We start from the raw sequence: 17151 nt of genomic DNA, 5'->3' as shown, positions 1-17151 counted from the left end.
TAATTTCAATCGGTGCGGCCCTCTTTTAATTGTGGCAGCCTGTCGGAGGAGAAAAAATGCGGCTCTGGCCGGGTTCCAGCCGCCAGAGCCGCGAACGAGGCAGTGAGCCTCGGGGGAACAGCAACGTGTTCGCATCAGGAAGACGAAGCCGCCTGACACGATCTACTCATGATGTCGGGGCTGAGAGAAATCACGGTGCCACGACCGTTGCAACAATTTTTGTGTACCGTGCCATGCAGACATCAACCAGCGCGCAATTGACAGGGTGCTTTACCTTCAAACCCGGCGATAGTGTCCCATCGGGGCTATTGTTGCTTCGCTTTTCCGGCGGAGTTGCCAATGCCAAAAGGTGAAAATGGAACGGTTTGGTCAGGGGTAGGCATGTTTGCGACTGTCCAGCCTCCGCCTAATGCACCGACAAGCTTCACTGCTGTCTGCAATCGGCGTGTCTGCAGCTCCACCGCAGACAGTTCCGCGCTCAGCGCACTTTTCTGTGCAACAGCGACATTCAGGTAATTATCGAGCCCACTCGTATACAGCTGCATCGCGGTCGTCTGCACTTTCAAGGCCGCAGTGACGGCATCCTTGCGCTGCGTTGATTCTGTATCGAGCTTATTTGTCGACGATAGCTGGTCTTCGACTTCTTGAAACGCCTGCAATACCGTTGCACGATAACTGTCAGTTGCTTGTCGAAGAGCTGACCAGCTCTGTTGCTCCTCGGCTCGCCGGAGCCCCCCTTCGAACAGAGGCATTACTGCAGAGGATCCGATGGACCATACACTTTCAGGCAGGGCGGCAAGTGCGAGGCCATCATCGACAAACCCGAAATCAGCACCAAGTTTGATATTTGGATAGAAAGCTGCGCGAGCTACGCCGACAGCGGCATTAGCCGCTGCGACCTGACGCTCCGCCGCAGCGATATCGGGACGCCGTTGAAGCAACGTTGACGGCACACCTGCAGGAACTGCTGGTACCGACAGATTTGACAGTGCGTCAACAGGGATCTCAAAGGAGGACGGATTGTTCCCCGTCAGTACGGCGATCGCATTCGAGAGCACCTCGCGCTTTGCCTGAACGTCGGTATCGGCCGCCTGTGCGCTTGCGAGTTGATCCTTCGCCCTTTCCAGGTCGAGGCCTGCCGCAATCTTGCTGTCGTAGCGCAGCTGCGTGATCTTGACTGCCTCGCCGTAATAGTCGAGCGTACCTTTGTAGAGCGCGTGCTCGGTGTCCAGGCCACGCAGCTCGATGTAGTCCTCTGCGAGTTCAAGTTCAAGCCCCAGTTTGGCCGATGCTACCAGGGCTGCGGTTGCCTGCGCATTGGCCTTTGCATATTGCGTCCTGTTCCGTATTTCTCCCCATAGGTCGGGCTCCCAGGACGCGGCTGCGCCGTAGCCTAGCGAGGACTCTTCGACTGGCGACGATGACGGATTATGGAAAAGTGCATGCTTCGACTGCCCGTTCAACGAGCCAAACGCCTGTGCGCTCAGTTGAGGGAACAGTTGTGATCGTGCTTCTGCCACGACGGATCGAGCCTGCGTGTAGGTTTCCTGCGCGGCCAAAAGACTTGGATTTGCGGCATCCAGCTGCTTTTCGAGACCGCTTAGCTCAGCGTCGTTGAAAATAGTCCACCACGGCCCTTGTGAAAGCTGGGCGCTCGGGTTCGCCGGCTCAAATGGTGCCTGCACGGTTTTGTAGGCAGCCGGAATGGCGACATGCGGCGGCTTGTAGGTCGGCGCAAGGCTACACGCTGCGAGCGGTACGACCGCTCCAATGAGCAGCCCCGCGCGGAGAAAAAGTGACTTGAGGAGACTCATGATTTCTGGTCGCTTTGGGGATTCTCGACATTTCCAGATTCAGGGTTGGCTGTGCGCGTTAGAGCAGCCTCACTCGATTTCGGAGCAGTTCCTGGAGCACCAGTGACCACATCGACCTTCTGGCCTTCCAGGATGCCGGCCGACGGGCTGATGATCACGCGGTCGGTTGTGTTAAGCCCGGATGTGACTTGAACCGTCTGCCCAAGATTCAGCCCCAGCTTGACGTTCTGAAGATGTACCCGACCGTCGTCGCGAACGACGGCCACCTGCATGCCTTCTTCGCGGAACAGCAGCGCCTGCTCGGGGATGACGACCACGTTCTTGTCAGTAGGAACATTGAAGTGAACAGTAGCGTACGTACCTGGCCATAGCTGATGGTCTGCGTTATCGGCGACGAGCTCCGTCACGACTGTGCGCGTGCGAGGATCGAAGGCATTGGCTGACGTCAGCAACTTTGCGGAGAACTCCCGGCCTGGGTACTGGGGAACCGTGAAAGTTGCGGTCAGGCCAGGTTTGAGCATGTCCGAGTAGTCCTGCGGTACCGAGACGAAGATGCGCATGGCGTGCACGTCTGCGACGGAAAACAGTTCGTCCGCGGAGCCGTGCGAGCTCACATCGCCACCAGTTGCGTTGACGTAATTGCCAACGTCGGTGTCACGGGCGGTGACGATGCCATCAAACGGAGCGACGATGCTCTTGAACTGTTCAAACGCCTTGTATCGGGCGACTTCGTCCTTGGCCGCTTCGACGCGCGCTTTCTTTTCCTCGGCGCTGGCAACCTTGATGTCGACATCCTCCTGGGCAACTGCTTCTGTACCCTCAAGCGACTTCCATCGCTTGGCCGTAACCTCGGCCAGCTTGCTGCTGGTTTCAGCAACCGCGAGGTTTGCGGTTGCTGCCTGATATTGCTGATCCACTGCCGGGGCGTCGATCGTCGCCAGAAGCGTTCCTGCTTTGACGAAAGTTCCGTAGTCGACGTACCACTTCTTCACATAGCCGGAGACCTGCGCGTAAATTGGCGCGGTGTACCACGCCTTGATGTCTCCAGGTAGCGACACGGCGTGCGTCGCGGGCCCCTGCGAAGGCGTGACAATCTGCACCTTCGGCACTGCCTCATCATCCGCGACAGTCTGAAGGCTGGACACATTTTCATGGCGCTCGACTACGCCATATACAACAAGGCCTGCAAGCACGATGGCGGCAACGAGTGCAAGCAACTTCGGTCGCGAACTCGTCTGCGTATTAATTTCTTCACGAACGTTCATCAGATGGACTCCAGAGTATCTTCTTTCTTGCGATGCATGATCGCGAAAACGCAGGGGACAAACAGCAGCGTGGCGAACGTCGCCACAAGGAGGCCGCCAATCACGGCGCGGCCAAGCGGTGCGTTTTGCGAGTTACTGAGGGACATCGGCAGCATGCCGATAATCATCGCGAGTGCCGTCATCAGCACCGGGCGGATACGGGCGTAACCGGCCTCAATTGCCGCGCGCACCGCATCGCCGTGTTCCGCGAGCCTTTCACGTGCAAACGAGACAACGAGAATCGAGTTCGCGGTCGCCGTCCCCATACACATGATCGCGCCAGTGAGCGCCGGGACGGATAGGGTCGTATGTGTGAGGAACAGGCTCCAGACGATACCGGCCAACGCTCCGGGAAGCGCTGTAATGATGATGAACGGGTCGAGCCACGACTGGAAGTTCACAACGATCACGAGGTATACGAGCGCAACCGACACCACCAGTCCGCCGAGCAATTGCGCATAGGCGGAGTGCATCGTCGTTGCCTGCCCACGAATATGGATACTTGCTCCGTGAGGCACCTGGCTCTGCATTTCATCTACAACTTTGGCGACTGCGTTCGAGACGGCACCAAGATCTCGACGCTGATTCGTTACGTAGATATCGACGACAGGAAGGATGTTGTAGTGCGACACCAGCAGCGGCGAGCCAGTCTGAGAAATCGTGCCAAGGGCACCTAGAATCTGCGTTTTCTGACCGTCAAGAGCACCGCCACCAGAATCAATTGGAACAGTCTCAAGGTCATTCAGCGAGCTGAGCTGGTTTTGGGGCGTTTGCATGTTGACGATGTGCGAGACGCCGTTCGCCGTATCTAGCCAATAGGTCGGCGCAGTTTGTCCGCTACCCGAAAGTGTCGTGAGTGCATTGTTCGCAATGTTTTCTTCGGTCAGATTCATGCCGGACGCAAACGAACGGTCTGCCTTGAACTCGAGAGTGGGCTCGTTGAATGCCTGCTGGATGTGCACATCCGCGGCACCGGGGATCTTTCTGATACGCGCCGCGACCTGTTGTGCGAAGGCGAGATTCGCAGCCTGACCGCGCCCGGAGATCTGGATGTCGATTGGAGCAGGCAAGCCGAAGTTAAGTACCTTCGACGTAATGTCGCCCGGGAGGAAAGAGAACTCCGTGCCGGGGAACAGTTTCGGCAACTCCTGACGCAGTTTGAACCGGTAGTCATCCACCGGCGAGGCATCGTTCTTCAGGCCGATCGTGATGTCGCAGTCCTGAGGTCCGATCGTGCCATCTGCGTTGTATGCCTGATTGATGCCACTCACCGGCAGGCCGCAGTTGTCGACCAGGTTAGTCACCTGCCCCGGAAGGAGCTTGCGGATCTGCTGGTTCACGAGTACAGAAATCTTGCTTGCTTCCTCCAGCCGCGTGCCGATCGGCGCGCGCATGTGCATGTCAATCTCGCCCGATTTGATGCTGGGGAAGAAGTCTTGTCCCAGAAACGCCACGAGACCCATGGATGCGACGGTGCACACCATGAAAACCGTAACGAATCTCTTCCGGTTTTCGACGGCGCGAGAGAGAACATCGTTATAGCTCTCGCGAAACGCTGTAAAGCGCTGTTCGAATCCGCGCTGGAAGCGTTTGAAAAATCCCGGATTTTCTTCAGATGCGCCATGATGACTGTGAACATGGCCACGCAGGAGCCACGCAGCCATCGTCGGCACGAGGGTCCGGGAAAGAATGAACGACGCGATCATCGCGTACACAATAGCTTCTGCAAGCGGCCTGAACAGATAGCCCGAAATTCCGTCAAGCTGGAAGAGCGGAAGCCAGACGATACAGATACAGAGCGTTGCCACAAAAGTCGGAATGACGATCTGGTTCGCTGCCGCGATGATGCCTGGCTCCAACTCGGCGCCGGATTCAAGGTGAGCGTCGATGTTCTCGATCATCACTGTGGCATCGTCCACCAGGATCCCGACAGCCAATGCAAGTCCGCCTAACGTCATCACGTTGATAGACTGACCCGTAAGGTGCAGCATGATGATCGAGCAAAGAATGGCCAGGGGGATACTCGTCGCGACAATGATGGTCGAGCGCCAGTTCCCCAGGAACAGAAGGACGGTCAGACCCGTGAGGATGGCTGCCGTTGCCATTTCCTGGATCACTTCTCGAACCGAGTCCTTAACGAAGCCGGATGCGTCGTTCAGCGGTGTAATCGAGACACCCGCAGGCAGCGTCCGGATGATGCCCGGCAGCGCCTTCTTGATGCCCGCGACGACGCTCAGCGTCGAAGCATCGCCACTCTTGAGCACTTCGATGAGCACTGACTGCTTGCCTTTCACGAGCACCGCATTGATTTGCGGTTGAGGTCCGCGATAGACGTGCGCGACGTCGCGAAGGTACACAGTGGCACCATTCACGGTCTTGATCGGCATGTTGTTAAACGTCGATATTTCCGCGGGCGTCGAATTTGTCTGCACCATGAAATCCAGCGCACCAATTTTCTGGTCGCCGGCGGGCAAAACGACGTTCTGGCGTTTTAGCGCTGCTGCTACGTCGACCGCGGAAATTCCATGGGATAGCAGCTTGGTCTGATCCAGATCGATTTCGACATTGAGTGTCGTGCCACCGAAAGGCGTGGGAATAGCAGCGCCTGGGATGGAAACGAGCGCCGGCCGGATCAGGTTCGACGCCATGTCGTAGACCTGGGCCGACGTCATATTCTTCGCCGCGACCTGAAGCATCAGAACAGGAACTGACGAGGCGTTATACGAGATGATCAGTGGCGGAGTGATGCCCGCGGGCATCTGCTTCAGGACGGTCTGGGAAACAGACGCGACCTGCGCCTGAGCAGCGGCAATGTTGGTGCCCGGCTGGAAGAAGATCTTGACGACGCCACGACCGTATTCCGACTGGCTCTCGATATGCTCGATGTTCGAAACAGTAGTGGTGAGCGTGCGCTCGTAGTAGTAAACGACACGACCGGACATATCCTGCGGGGAAAGACCGGTGTATGTCCAGACGACAGCAACAACGGGGATCTTGATTGACGGGAAGATGTCCGTTGGCGTCTTCACGATCGAAACCACACCTGTCAGCACGATGAGAATGCTCATCACGACGAAGGTTAGTGGCCGACGAAGGGCAACCTCAACTATGGCGTTCATTTGACTGTTCTGGAGATACGAGTTCGCATGTCGGTAAAAGGCGAAGCATTTCGGTGAAGGTTCACGTTGAAATACCTCTCGGTTCAGGCGGACCGCCTTCTATTAGGCGGCGAAGCTGCAAGTTCACGTCTCGCTTTGCAGCAGGTTCTTGCGACGACGCGGATGGCTGCGGCATCACTGGGGTAATCTGGAGGCGATGCGACTGAAGAGCGGTTACTCCTGAAGGATGTAACCAACACCTCGCACGGTCCGGATCTGCGGTTGCTCACCCGGAATCTCGATGGCGTTTCTCAAGCGTCCAATGTGCACGTCCACGAGGTTTGTTCCGGGGTCAAAAGAGCTGCCCCAGACGCCTTCCAGTATTGCTGTGCGGGTCAGCACTCGGCCGGCGTTACGCATCATGAATTCCAGCAGTCGCCTTTCGGTCGGTCGCAGACGCACAGCGTTCTTTCCGCAGGAAAGTCTCTGCTTGAGAAGATCAAGCGAAAGGTGGCCTACTTTGAGAACGTGAGGTTCCTGAGCCGGTCCGTTCCTGCGCCGCATAACGACCTCGATCCGCGCAATCATTTCGTCATTCGAAAATGGGCGTGCCAGATAGTCATCGCAACCGGAGCGCAGGCCTTCGATTCTTTCTTCGACCGCGGTGGTCGCACTGATGATCACGACGGGTGTTTCGATGCCAATGCCGCGCAGGGTTGTAAGAACCTTCACACCATCAAGGTCAGGGAGCCAGCGATCGAGCGCAATAGCGTCGTATTCACCCGCCATGACCTTCGCAATGCCTTCGCGCCCGGAGGTTGCAACGTCAACGCTAAGGCCTGTTGAAGTGAGGGCAGCAGTGAAGCTTCGGTCCTCAGGCGTCTCCGCTTCGATGGCAAGAATTTTCGGCATGGGTCGTTGGGAACTGGGTTGGAGCATACTGACTTCCTTCAAGCCGCCGCAGCGATCAATTGGCCGGATTGCGCGTCGCAGTTCGTCCTGTAGCGCTCGACTACAAAGTCGATGAAATTCCTGACCTTTACTGACAGATACTTGCGACCGGAATAGACAAGGCGAAGCTCGGCGCCAGGACAATTGAACGAGCAGTTTTCCAAAATACGGACCAGCCTTCCGTTCGCTATGTCCGGTGCAATGGACAGCTCGGGCAGTAGCGCGATTCCCATACCGTCGATCGCAGCGGATCGCACGACGGAATAGTGGGAGGCAGACAGCGGACCGCGGAAGTGGATGCGATACGAAGCGCCCGCCATTACCAACTCAAGCGCCTTCGGATGATCAGCGGTGGCAAGCAGGTGATGTTCAGGCAATTCATTCGGAGCTCCAGGAGCGCCGTTACGGCGGATCCAACCGGGCGCCGCTACCAGACTGTGTTGTACGGACGTAAGTGGTCTGCTGATGAGGTTCGCGCCAATCTGGTGGCGATCGGTCGTGAAGCTGACGTCGAACCCGCCTTCGATCAGGTCGATCGCTGTGTCATACGTCACGACTTCGAATTCGACACGAGGATTCAAAAGGCGATATTCGGCTAGTGCCGAAGTGAGCTCGGTGTTGGCGAATGCGGCAGGCGCAGCGATGCGGAGTTGTCCACCTGGATCTCGCGTTGCGCGGAACAATTCCGAGTCGAGCTCGTCGAGCTTCTCGATGACCGTTCTGCAACCATCGAGATAAATCTTTCCTGCTTCCGTGAGCGAATTGCTACGCGTTGAGCGGTTGAGGAGCCGCATGTTCAGATGCGCTTCCAGCATGTTGATGCTTCGGGTCACCGCTGCTGGCGATATGCCTAGCTGCTTGCCAGCGAGAGAAAAGCTGCCGACGTCTACGACGCGCGTGAAAACTCGCATTGCCTGGAGCTGGTTCATCGTGTCTACCTCGCGTTTCGCCGTGGCTTAATTGAGCGTGAGGTGGGGCTGCATTGCGCTGTTTTCGCGAATGTGCATGTAGAGCGCATCCGCAAGCTTCTGCAAGCTCTCTACAGGCAGCGCGAAGCATGCCCAGCCAAGTCCGCTGTGACGTAGAAATAGGGCAGCGCCATCAAAGAGCGGAGTGCGTTCGGTGTACCAGGACGGATTCATCTCCATTACGTACTGGTGTGTTCGAGAGGGGGTGTGCGGGACACCGGGGCGCATGGTCGATCGCATCCTGCAGAGTTCTTCGATGAGCCCGTCGAGCTCTTCAGCATCGAAGAGTGCAGCGTTTCCGTCCATCTCAAAACATACTGACGGTGCACCGTATTCGTTGATCATGCGAACGGCCATTGCCTTTTTCATGCTTCACCTCATCACTCGTAACAGGCATGAATTCTCGGATAGAGAGGCGCGAAGATGGCTGAAATTCTAGAAGTCCTTAAGTTAAAGATTATTTAATAGGACAACGAACTATCAATGAAAAAGAAATAGGAATTTAAGGCCAGTTTTATATGTGACCTTGAGAGTTCTGTATGTGAGAATTTTGAAGCGCTAACTCGAAACCAGCGGGCGTGGTGCTATTCGACGCGCTCGAGCTGAAGGCTTCGAGCAACGGTGGGTGCAGGCTTGGCAGTAGTATCGAATGCTGATCGACTAGTGCATTCTACGTGTATAAAATGCAATTTGCAAGCGGGCAACTTCGTCGAGTGGCGTAAAAAGGGGGGCGACATCTATCGTCAGGTTCCTCTCATCCAGACGTAAGATTTATGAAGGTGAAATGTGCCCGCCTACGCTGCGTGTCATAGGTGAGCGTCGTGGGTAGATGCGTTTTTGTCAGACAAGATGGCAATCACGTATCGCGGTTCGCTCAACAGGAATTCAGCGTCGCACGCGACAGCCATCGCAACAGAAAAGGTCACCGATGAATGTTTTTGTAAAACGAGTTGAGACTTCCTCACCTTCAGAAAAAGATGGCAGCGACGGCGCTGCCGTGCCTGTACGGCACCGATGGAGATCTTCAAGTTCGCGCTTTATTGCCGCTTACGCAACCCTGTTTTCGGTCGCAGTGATGCTCCTGCTCGCTTTTATCGGTGTATCAACCACCCAGACCATGGAGCGCAGTACCGATTTAATTATTGAGTGGCAACTGAACTACTTCGATGCGTTTCCGCCGGGTGAGATTGAGGGCGCGATACGCGACCGGCTTGCACATGAGCATCAGCACACAGCGTTTTATGGTTTGTTCGATCAGGCTGGCAAGGCCGTTGCGGGAAATGTTGCCATGTTGCCAAAGCTTCTGCCGAGTGATCGCACAGGCGCAACCTTTGAGCACACGCTTTCAATCGACGCTCTGCCAACTTCACCTGTGGTCCGGGTCATGGTGCTGCGACGTCCCAACGGTCAGATTCTGATCGTCGCGCATGATTTGACACATATCCTCAGTATTCAGCGGCGCACGATTAATGCCTTGATTGTGGTCGGTAGTCTCTGCCTTTCGGCTGGCGTTCTGTTCGCGTGGCTTTTGAACCGACGTCAGCGCGCGAGGATCAGCGAAATCCAGTTGGTCACTCGGCGTATCGCAGCAGGTGATCTCGCGGAACGTTTGCCGGTCAAGGGGGCAGATGAAATCGATATGCTTGCCCACCTTGTGAACCATATGCTGGGTGAAGTTGAGCGGCTGATGGGGGAGGTAAAGGGGGCCTGCGATGGCATCGCACACGATCTGCGCACTCCACTTGCACACGTTCGTGCCAAGCTCGCGCACATCTCCGATAAAGCTGCACGTTACGCGGACGAAGACCTCAATCAGCGCATTCTGGATGTTCGTCGCGAGACTGATCACCTGTTGGACAGGTTTCGGGCAATGATGCGGATTTCGGAGATCGGTACGCTCAGTCGCCGGGGCGGATTTGAAGATATCAAGCTCGGCGAGCTCCTTGGCGACATAGAAGAGTTGTTTGAACCTTTGGCCGAGAACTGTGCCCTGACATTGTCTTTACGCTCAGATGCGAATGATATCGTGCGCGGAGACAGGGCTTTGCTTTTTGAGGCACTGAGCAACCTTGTCGATAACGCAGTGAAGTTCACGCCGGCGGGCGGGGCGGTCCAGATTTCCCTGGTCAGTTGTCCAGAGGGCCCTCGTATCGAAGTCTCTGATACAGGCGTTGGTATTCCGCCGGGCGAGCGCAGCGCAGTGCTCCAGCGTTTTTTTCGCTCGGAGCGTACACAACATCTGCCTGGGTCCGGCCTCGGGCTTAGCATTGTCGCAGCGGTCGTGAACCTGCATGGGTATTCCCTGCGTATTGACGATGCCCAACCGGGGACTCGCATCTCCATCGAGTGCTGGCCCCATTGAGGGCGAGCACTCGACAACGAGGGGGGATGCGCTGCGGGGCTCGCTCAGTGAAGGCGCGTCAAAACGAGCAGGGTGCCTGTGACCGTGATCGCACCACCGATGCGGGTTGCGATCTGGGCAAACGGCATAAGGCTCATGCGGTTACTCGCGGTGAGGATTGCGACGTCCCCCGTTCCGCCCTGGCCGCTTTGGCATGCAGTCACAATTGCCGTATCGATTGGATGCAGGTTCACTGCCCGGGCCACGAGGAATCCGGTTGCAACGAGAGTTGTCACGGTGCAGACGATGGTGATGATGACCGGGACGGTGAGCGCGGACATGAGCGATGACCAGGGCGTCATAGCGGTCCCGATTGCGAAGAGCAAAGGAAAGGTAACGGCGGTCGAGAAGAATTCATAGACCACGCGGGCGCCGCCCTGAATGCTTGGGGGAATGAGTCGACAGACCTTTACGAGCACTGCGACGAAAAGCATCACAACGGGCGCGGGCAAGCCGAAGAGTCGATGGCATAGCAGCCCGACGAGGTAGAGTGTAATGGCTGTGAGTCCCGCGGCAGCGATGGTGCCTGAGTCTGGATGCGAGGGAACGTTATCCTCACGCTCGAAACGCTGTACCGGTTGACGTTCTAGTACACCGCGACCTGTCCAATGTGGTCGCTTTTCGCCGATCCAGTTGAGCAAGCCCGCGAGGAGGATTGCCGACAGGCTGCTGATCATGATTGCTGGCAACAGTTGTGCAAAAACCTGACCCTGAGGGATATGAAAAATCTCTGCGTATCCCATGGACAGCGGGATTGCTCCTTCTCCAACGCCACCCGCCATCATCGGCAAGACGATGTAGAGAAGCGTATGCTGCCATCCAAGTCCCAGCATGGTGCCAACAAGAGTACCGGCGAATGCGGCGACGAGCGCGGCAAGACCTAACGGGACGACGATCCGGACAAAGCCCCGGATCAGGATCTGGCGATCCATGCTGAAAACACTGCCTACGATTATCGAGGCAATGAACAGATACATGAAGTTGCTCGCGTGGGTAAAGGTGTCGACCGTAGCCAGCACCGTATGTGGCAGCAGATGACGGTACGCGAGAAAGGACGGCAGGAAGGTTGCGGCAATGGCGGCCGCACCGAACTTCTTTAATCCAGGCAATCGTTTCCCAAGTTCCGCACAGGTAAAGCCACACAGCGCCAGCACTGCGATTGCAACGGATATTTCTGATGGAAGCTTCCCGGTCAGGACGAAGGCAGCGATCGTAGCAACAAGAACGAAGTAGACGGGCAGGGGGATGATTCCAATCCTGATGTCCATTATTTCCCACCACGCGTATGGCCACTTTGACCTTCGGGAGTGCTTCTGGTTTGGGGCCTTGTCGTGCGTGCCGTTAGCCACCGGTGATTCCTGCGTCTCAGCCAATCGTTATCTCCTTCATCGGCCCCGCTCGCGTGCCCAGATGCGACGTTTATCCCAGAGGAAACTAACGAAGACCGGGAGCACACATCCGGCGAAGCTGGAATAGCCGCATGCCGCTGAATTGGAGGCGGCATGCGGCGGGTAATCTAAATGCTACGCAGTGGACCTATGCGTCGACGGTGTTGAATACGATGCATACCGGACTGCCGGTAGAAACTATGCGCCCAGTTGGCTTGGGTACACCCGACTCGTCAATCTGGAACTGGGCGATGAGATGTGAGTTCTCGTTGGCGACATAGAGTGATTTGTTGTCCGGTCCGAGGCAAAGAAATCGAGGGCATTTTCCTTGGGCTGATGTCCACTCAACTGAAATGGGATAGCCGCTTTTCCCATCGAGGAAAATTGTCGAGATGGAGTCGTGACCCCGATTGGTCACGTATAGCTTGCTTCCATCGGCGGCGATTGCAATTGCTGCAGCGCGTGTCAGCTCGTGATGATTTGGCGGAATGACGGAACTCGTGTGTAGTGGTTCCAGGTCACCGCTGACCGGATTGAACGACCACGTCGTAAGTGTGGAGTGCAGTTCGTTGACCACGTAGAGCAAAGGCAGGCGTGGATGGAACGCGACGTGGCGTGGTCCCGCGCCTTCACGCGTATGTCTGCTACGGACGACGCCTGTACCGTCGTCGAGCCAACGAACCGCAGATACGGTGTCAAGGCCTTTGTCAGGCACGATGTGCCAGTCGGAATCGCGCTCTCGTGTCGTATAGCGGGGAATGTGATGCGGATGGGAGGACTTCTGTTCGACTCTGTGGGGGCCGGGGGAGCCTTCGAAACGAATCGGGGGCGTTTGGGGCGCCTGCAAAGTACCATCATCGGAGAGCGGTATCCTGGTCGCATCGCCAGTTGCATATCCCGCGATAACCAATGCAGCGGCCTCCCGGCTAAATGACAGATGTACTGGGTTGCGCCCGATGCCTGATTGACTGTTCAAGGGACTGATCTGCCCGGTCAACTGGTCGATACGGAATGCACTAACTGACTCGTTGTCGCCGTGGACCGTGTACAAGGTCTTCTGATCAGGATGGATCGCCAGAAAGCTTGGGTTCACAAGTGGCGCCAGCGTTTGAACATGACTCCAGACTCCGGTGGAGTGGACTTCGAACACTGAGATTCCAGTGCCCTGGGCATTGCGCTCCCGCGTGGTGCGGCAGCCTACATAAGCGAATGTGCGTTGCATGATGGTGCTTCACTAAGATTGCTCGGGCTGACAAGGGAGTTGGCTCAAAACGACGTACGGACGCCATGAACGGCCGGCGCATCGATGAACCAGGGTTTTCCTGAATGCCTGCGACTATATGTTGCGTTCCCTGTCTGTGCATTCTATGATCATGAAACGCAATAAGCAAACGAATCATGTCGTTGCTGGATCTACCCTAGGTGCGGCGGGGCAACCCACCGGCAGCATGCAAATGGCAAAATCATTGGTTGATTATGAAATTTCGTCATCCGTTGTGATGGCGTTGACCAATCCCTTGTCGTGTGCCGAAAACATGGATGCTGCCTCTACCGAAAGCCTTACCCCGCTGCAGACGCGGGTTGTCAGGGAAATTCTGACAATTGCGAGGCGTGAAGACCTGGCCGTTGGGGACAGATTGGCCGAGTCGCTTCTTGCCGAGAAGATTGGAACGTCGCGGACTCCGGTCAACGTGGCACTCCATCACCTCGTGTCGTTGGGGGTTGTCTATTACGACGCGAACCGCGGTTTCTTCATGGAAAAGGCCGCGCGGGATGTGACGGACATCGCGGCCCAGTTTTTCAATGAGCCGGACAACCCGCTGTATCTAAAGATTGCGGAAGACCGGCTGGCGAAACGTCTTGATGATGTCGTGACCGAAGCCGACCTGATGCGACAGTACGACGTCTCGCGCAGTGAACTTCGTCGCGTGCTGTCCAGAATGCAGGAGGAGGGATGGCTGGAGCGTCAGGTTGGGCACGGCTGGCAATTCATGCCGATGATCGATTCGGTTGAAGCATACGAAGAGAGCTATCTCTTTCGGGCGTCGATCGAGCCGACAGGCGTGCTCTCTCCGACCTTTAAGGCCGATGCTGCTGAGCTTGCCGCCCTGCGTCGCCGTCAGCAGTTCATCGTTGATTCTGGCTACCTGACCATGAACTCTGTGGAGCTGTTCGAGGCGAACAGCGAATTCCATGAAACGATCGCCAAGTGGTCTGGCAATCGCTTTATTGCCCAATCGGTGCGTCGGATGGATCGCCTGCGCCGCTTAGTCGAGTATCGGCAGGCTCGAGCCCGAAAGCCCCGACAGGAGCAATCCCTGGAGCATCTCGCAATTCTGGACGCGATTGCACGGCAGGATCTTCTGAAGGCAGCAAGCTTGCTTAGAGATCACATCGAGGGTGCCAGAAAAGCGAAAGTTCATGCTCGTGAAGTATTTGTAGGAAAAAAGTAAGGAAGTAAGGCAGGACGACGTCGCGGATTCCGCGGCGTTTTTTTAAAGTCTGAATTGCGTTTTGTGATAACAAAACACTTAATCCGATCCGGGGAAACCTTGAGGTCGGAGGTATCGCGGAGACAACCATGTCATATCGCCGAGGCTGGATAGCCGTTTTTCTCTTTTCGCTTTCCATGATCAACTACATGGATCGCATCGCGCTCTCCATCGCAGCTAAACCCATCGAACACGAGTTCAAACTGTCGGCAGTCGGCATGGGCTATTTGTTCTCGTCGTTTATCTGGAGCTATGCGCTTTTTCTCCTTCCGATGGGTATTCTGATTGATCGGCTGGGGACAAAGAAGATGGCCGGTGTCGGTATCTTTGTCTGGTCCGCTGCGACGGCCCTGACGGGAGCGGCGAACAGTTTTATCTCGCTCATTGCTGCTCGCCTTGTCATGGGTGCTGGGGAGTCCTCCAGCAATCCTGTTACCGCGAAGGTCATTCGTCAATGGATACCTGCTGGTGAGCGAGGCATGGTGACTTCGATGTCCAACAGCGGTTCGTACGCTGGCCCTGCAATCTGCTCCGTGTTGCTTGGGTCGCTCATCGCCGCGTTTGGCTGGCGCGTGTCCTTCGTCATAGCCGGCGGAATCGGCTTTGTCTGGCTTGCAGCATGGCTGATATTCTTCGACTCGCCTGAAAAGGCACGTTGGCTTGGTAATGCAGAGCGGGAAAAGATCGTGCGTGAGCGTGGGTCGAAGCCGGTGGACGATCCGACGGATAAGAGCACAACGACGGGCCTGCGTAACCTCATCAAGTCAAAGACGATCTGGGGACTTGCCCTTACGCAAGGTTGCAACGTGTACACGCAGTACCTCTTCCTGACTTGGCTGCCGAGCTACCTTCAATCGACACGTCATCTCAGCCTGACGCATACGGGCCTGTTTTCTGCGGTGCCGTACGCGGCAGCTGTCATTCTGTGTATTTTCGTTGGTCGGATGAGTGATCAGCATCTGAAGAAAACGGGTGTCGGTACCGGTGCGAGACGTAACGCTGTCGCGATCGCCATGCTGACAGGATCGGCAATCCTCGCTGTGCCATTTACGACCAGTCTTCCGTTGCTGCTCGTTGTCTTCTCTATCACACTCACTGGCATCGCCTCTACGACGTCTCTCAATTTTGCGCTCCTTAACGATATGCTGCCGAACGCAAAAGACGTCGCCAAGGCTATGGCATTCGTTGTCGTAGGCGGAAACATCTTCGGCATGATTGCGCCGATCGCCACGGGTTACGTTATCCAGGCGACGGGCAGCTATGACTGGGCATTCGGTATCGCCGGTCTCCTGCTCCTCACTGGTGCAGTCATTGTCCTCACCATGACCCGTTCCCCTGTGCAAACGGGCGTGTCGCAAGCTGCCGCGCCAGCGCGCGCGCAAGTCTGACCGCGATTTATCGAAGCTCCCTCTTCATTTGTATAGTAGGAGAGGGACGCTTGATTGAAGTTGCATGTGAAGTAGCCCCCTAGACGACTTCTAATTACTTCCGGCGCCCATTGTTAGCGATCTTGTAGCCGAAGTCGAAGGTCGGTTGGTGGCTATGAAGTGTCTCATGTGCATTGACGTAGCGTGAGCGCATGTCGAGCTGAGGCGAAAGTCGCAGTGCGACCCGAAGCGGTCTACGGCGACAATGACCGCGCTCTGGCCGTTTCCCAAAGGACATCGGCCGTCCGCCCGCCGCGGTGGACATCGCGCCTCGCGTAAGGGAAGCGCTATCATCTGGACGACCATGCAGAGGCTGCCTTCGCGAGGCAGGCCCGACTCTCTGAAACCAGGATAGCGAAATGACATCAGTCGCGACTACGATAAACATCATGCTCGGCGTGTTCAACGCCGTCGTGTTGATCCGCTCGCGCCGCGTCTCTTTGTTAGTCGTGCCAACGATTCCACTGCAAGGTCCAGCGCGGGCTGAAGACCGTGACACGTATGAAATGCGGATTCAAGTGGTTAACCTCAGTGTGTTCCCTGTGTACATCACCGAGGTCGGATTGAAACCGCGTGATGGGAATGATCCGCCGATCAAGTACGTCTCGCCGCAAGGCTTGAGCTTCCCGTTTGAGTTGAAGCCGCGCGAGTCCGTGCGGTTGCTTCCAGCGGAGCGTGACTTCATGCGGGTTTCCGCTGGGCGCTTCCGATGCGCATACGCGAGGACGGCGTGCGGTCGAACACGGACAGGCACAAGCCCCTCTTTGCAAGAGCAGGAGCGAAACGTGTTTCATTACACTGGCGGCACGACCGAAGAGCGTGAGAAGCTACGCATCCGGCAGATATGGGAGCGGGTCGCTTGTCATATACGTTCTGCGCTTTGATGAGCGCCACCTAGCCTGCTGTTCTAGCTTGCTATGAACAGAGTCAAGTCTTCACAGCTCTTCGCTCGTCACAGGGAAAAGGACACCATTTGAAGGTAGAAGAGGCGTTCGAGCGTCCGCCAACAATCGCCCTCGAACAGCTGCACCTGGCCGAACCTGGAAGTAGGCGGGCGGCCACCAGGGGCTCGGTGGCGATCCGGCCTTGAACTTCCGTAGACGACCCGTTGCCGCCGTTCGATCTTCGTCAGTTAATGGCAGCTAAGCTTGAAGACCGCAGTGGATGGCCAACCACGAAAGCGCCCGCACCACCGGGCTCTTGACCGCCGCGACGACGATGTCACTGTTGATGTCGTCGAGCGCATCGTGATCTCAGCGAGCGCTCGCTCCAATTTTCGCATGCTTGTTGTACCGCGTTGTTCCAAAT

General features: G+C 56.5%; 12 protein-coding genes. 4 read left to right on the top strand and 8 right to left on the bottom strand.

Annotation, left to right across the window (positions count from 1 at the left end):
* Positions 1 to 305: 305 nt before the first annotated feature.
* The 6 genes from U5782_RS03145 to U5782_RS03120 form a co-directional block, all read right to left on the bottom strand.
* Positions 306 to 1814: an efflux transporter outer membrane subunit gene (locus U5782_RS03145; protein WP_321887240.1), complete on the bottom strand. Its 1509-nt coding sequence runs from the start codon at positions 1812 to 1814 to the stop codon at positions 306 to 308.
* A complete protein-coding gene (locus tag U5782_RS03140) occupies positions 1811 to 3079 on the bottom strand; it encodes an efflux RND transporter periplasmic adaptor subunit (RefSeq protein ID WP_321887241.1) in 1269 nt (422 codons plus the stop codon). The genes U5782_RS03145 and U5782_RS03140 overlap by 4 nt, the downstream gene beginning before the upstream one ends.
* Positions 3079 to 6237, bottom strand: coding sequence for an efflux RND transporter permease subunit (locus U5782_RS03135; RefSeq protein ID WP_321887242.1), 3159 nt, complete (start codon positions 6235 to 6237; stop codon positions 3079 to 3081). Before U5782_RS03135 ends, U5782_RS03140 begins: the two co-directional genes overlap by 1 nt.
* 213 nt (positions 6238 to 6450) lie before the next feature.
* The gene (locus tag U5782_RS03130; protein WP_321887243.1) at positions 6451 to 7128 is read right to left on the bottom strand and encodes a response regulator transcription factor; all 678 of its coding nucleotides are present in this window, start codon (positions 7126 to 7128) and stop codon (positions 6451 to 6453) included.
* A gap of 38 nt (positions 7129 to 7166) precedes the next feature.
* Positions 7167 to 8096: a LysR family transcriptional regulator gene (locus tag U5782_RS03125; protein WP_321887244.1), complete on the bottom strand. Its 930-nt coding sequence runs from the start codon at positions 8094 to 8096 to the stop codon at positions 7167 to 7169.
* 27 nt (positions 8097 to 8123) lie between these two features.
* Complete coding sequence (locus tag U5782_RS03120) at positions 8124 to 8504, bottom strand: hypothetical protein (RefSeq protein ID WP_321887245.1); 381 nt, start codon at positions 8502 to 8504, stop codon at positions 8124 to 8126.
* Positions 8505 to 9063: 559 nt separating this feature from the next.
* On the opposite strand from U5782_RS03120, the gene U5782_RS03115 reads away from it, so the two are divergent.
* Positions 9064 to 10497 (top strand): HAMP domain-containing sensor histidine kinase, encoded by a 1434-nt coding sequence (locus U5782_RS03115; RefSeq protein WP_321887246.1) that lies wholly within the window; start codon positions 9064 to 9066, stop codon positions 10495 to 10497.
* Positions 10498 to 10541: 44 nt separating this feature from the next.
* Here the strand turns inward: U5782_RS03115 and U5782_RS03110 are convergent, their stop codons facing one another.
* Positions 10542 to 11885, bottom strand: coding sequence for a 2-hydroxycarboxylate transporter family protein (locus tag U5782_RS03110; RefSeq protein WP_321887340.1), 1344 nt, complete (start codon positions 11883 to 11885; stop codon positions 10542 to 10544).
* A gap of 187 nt (positions 11886 to 12072) precedes the next feature.
* Positions 12073 to 13146: a lactonase family protein gene (locus U5782_RS03105; RefSeq protein ID WP_321887247.1), complete on the bottom strand. Its 1074-nt coding sequence runs from the start codon at positions 13144 to 13146 to the stop codon at positions 12073 to 12075.
* A 151-nt stretch (positions 13147 to 13297) separates the two neighbouring features.
* Between U5782_RS03105 and U5782_RS03100 the strand changes: the two genes are divergently transcribed.
* The 3 genes from U5782_RS03100 to U5782_RS03090 all read left to right on the top strand — a co-directional run bounded on the left by U5782_RS03100 (position 13298) and on the right by U5782_RS03090 (position 16727).
* Positions 13298 to 14377 carry a GntR family transcriptional regulator gene (locus U5782_RS03100; RefSeq protein WP_321887248.1) on the top strand — a complete coding sequence of 360 codons (1080 nt, stop codon included), beginning with the start codon at positions 13298 to 13300 and terminating at the stop codon, positions 14375 to 14377.
* Positions 14378 to 14505: 128 nt separating this feature from the next.
* The gene (locus U5782_RS03095; protein WP_321887249.1) at positions 14506 to 15804 is read left to right on the top strand and encodes an MFS transporter; all 1299 of its coding nucleotides are present in this window, start codon (positions 14506 to 14508) and stop codon (positions 15802 to 15804) included.
* Positions 15805 to 16202: 398 nt separating this feature from the next.
* Positions 16203 to 16727: a hypothetical protein gene (locus U5782_RS03090; protein WP_321887250.1), complete on the top strand. Its 525-nt coding sequence runs from the start codon at positions 16203 to 16205 to the stop codon at positions 16725 to 16727.
* Positions 16728 to 17151: the final 424 nt, after the last annotated feature.

This window comes from Paraburkholderia sp. J67 (assembly GCF_905220265.1).
In the GTDB taxonomy this organism is placed as follows: Bacteria; Pseudomonadota; Gammaproteobacteria; order Burkholderiales; family Burkholderiaceae; genus Paraburkholderia.
This window is presented reverse-complemented; position numbering and strand designations above follow the sequence as displayed.

Coding starts and splice junctions, on each gene's coding strand:
- U5782_RS03145 (WP_321887240.1), bottom strand. CDS start 1,814: ATGAGTCTCCTCAAGTCACTTTTTCTCCGCGCGGGGCTGCTCATTGGA.
- U5782_RS03140 (WP_321887241.1), bottom strand. CDS start 3,079: ATGAACGTTCGTGAAGAAATTAATACGCAGACGAGTTCGCGACCGAAG.
- U5782_RS03135 (WP_321887242.1), bottom strand. CDS start 6,237: ATGAACGCCATAGTTGAGGTTGCCCTTCGTCGGCCACTAACCTTCGTC.
- U5782_RS03130 (WP_321887243.1), bottom strand. CDS start 7,128: ATGCCGAAAATTCTTGCCATCGAAGCGGAGACGCCTGAGGACCGAAGC.
- U5782_RS03125 (WP_321887244.1), bottom strand. CDS start 8,096: ATGAACCAGCTCCAGGCAATGCGAGTTTTCACGCGCGTCGTAGACGTC.
- U5782_RS03120 (WP_321887245.1), bottom strand. CDS start 8,504: ATGAAAAAGGCAATGGCCGTTCGCATGATCAACGAATACGGTGCACCG.
- U5782_RS03115 (WP_321887246.1), top strand. CDS start 9,064: ATGAATGTTTTTGTAAAACGAGTTGAGACTTCCTCACCTTCAGAAAAA.
- U5782_RS03105 (WP_321887247.1), bottom strand. CDS start 13,146: ATGCAACGCACATTCGCTTATGTAGGCTGCCGCACCACGCGGGAGCGC.
- U5782_RS03100 (WP_321887248.1), top strand. CDS start 13,298: ATGAAACGCAATAAGCAAACGAATCATGTCGTTGCTGGATCTACCCTA.
- U5782_RS03095 (WP_321887249.1), top strand. CDS start 14,506: ATGTCATATCGCCGAGGCTGGATAGCCGTTTTTCTCTTTTCGCTTTCC.
- U5782_RS03090 (WP_321887250.1), top strand. CDS start 16,203: ATGACATCAGTCGCGACTACGATAAACATCATGCTCGGCGTGTTCAAC.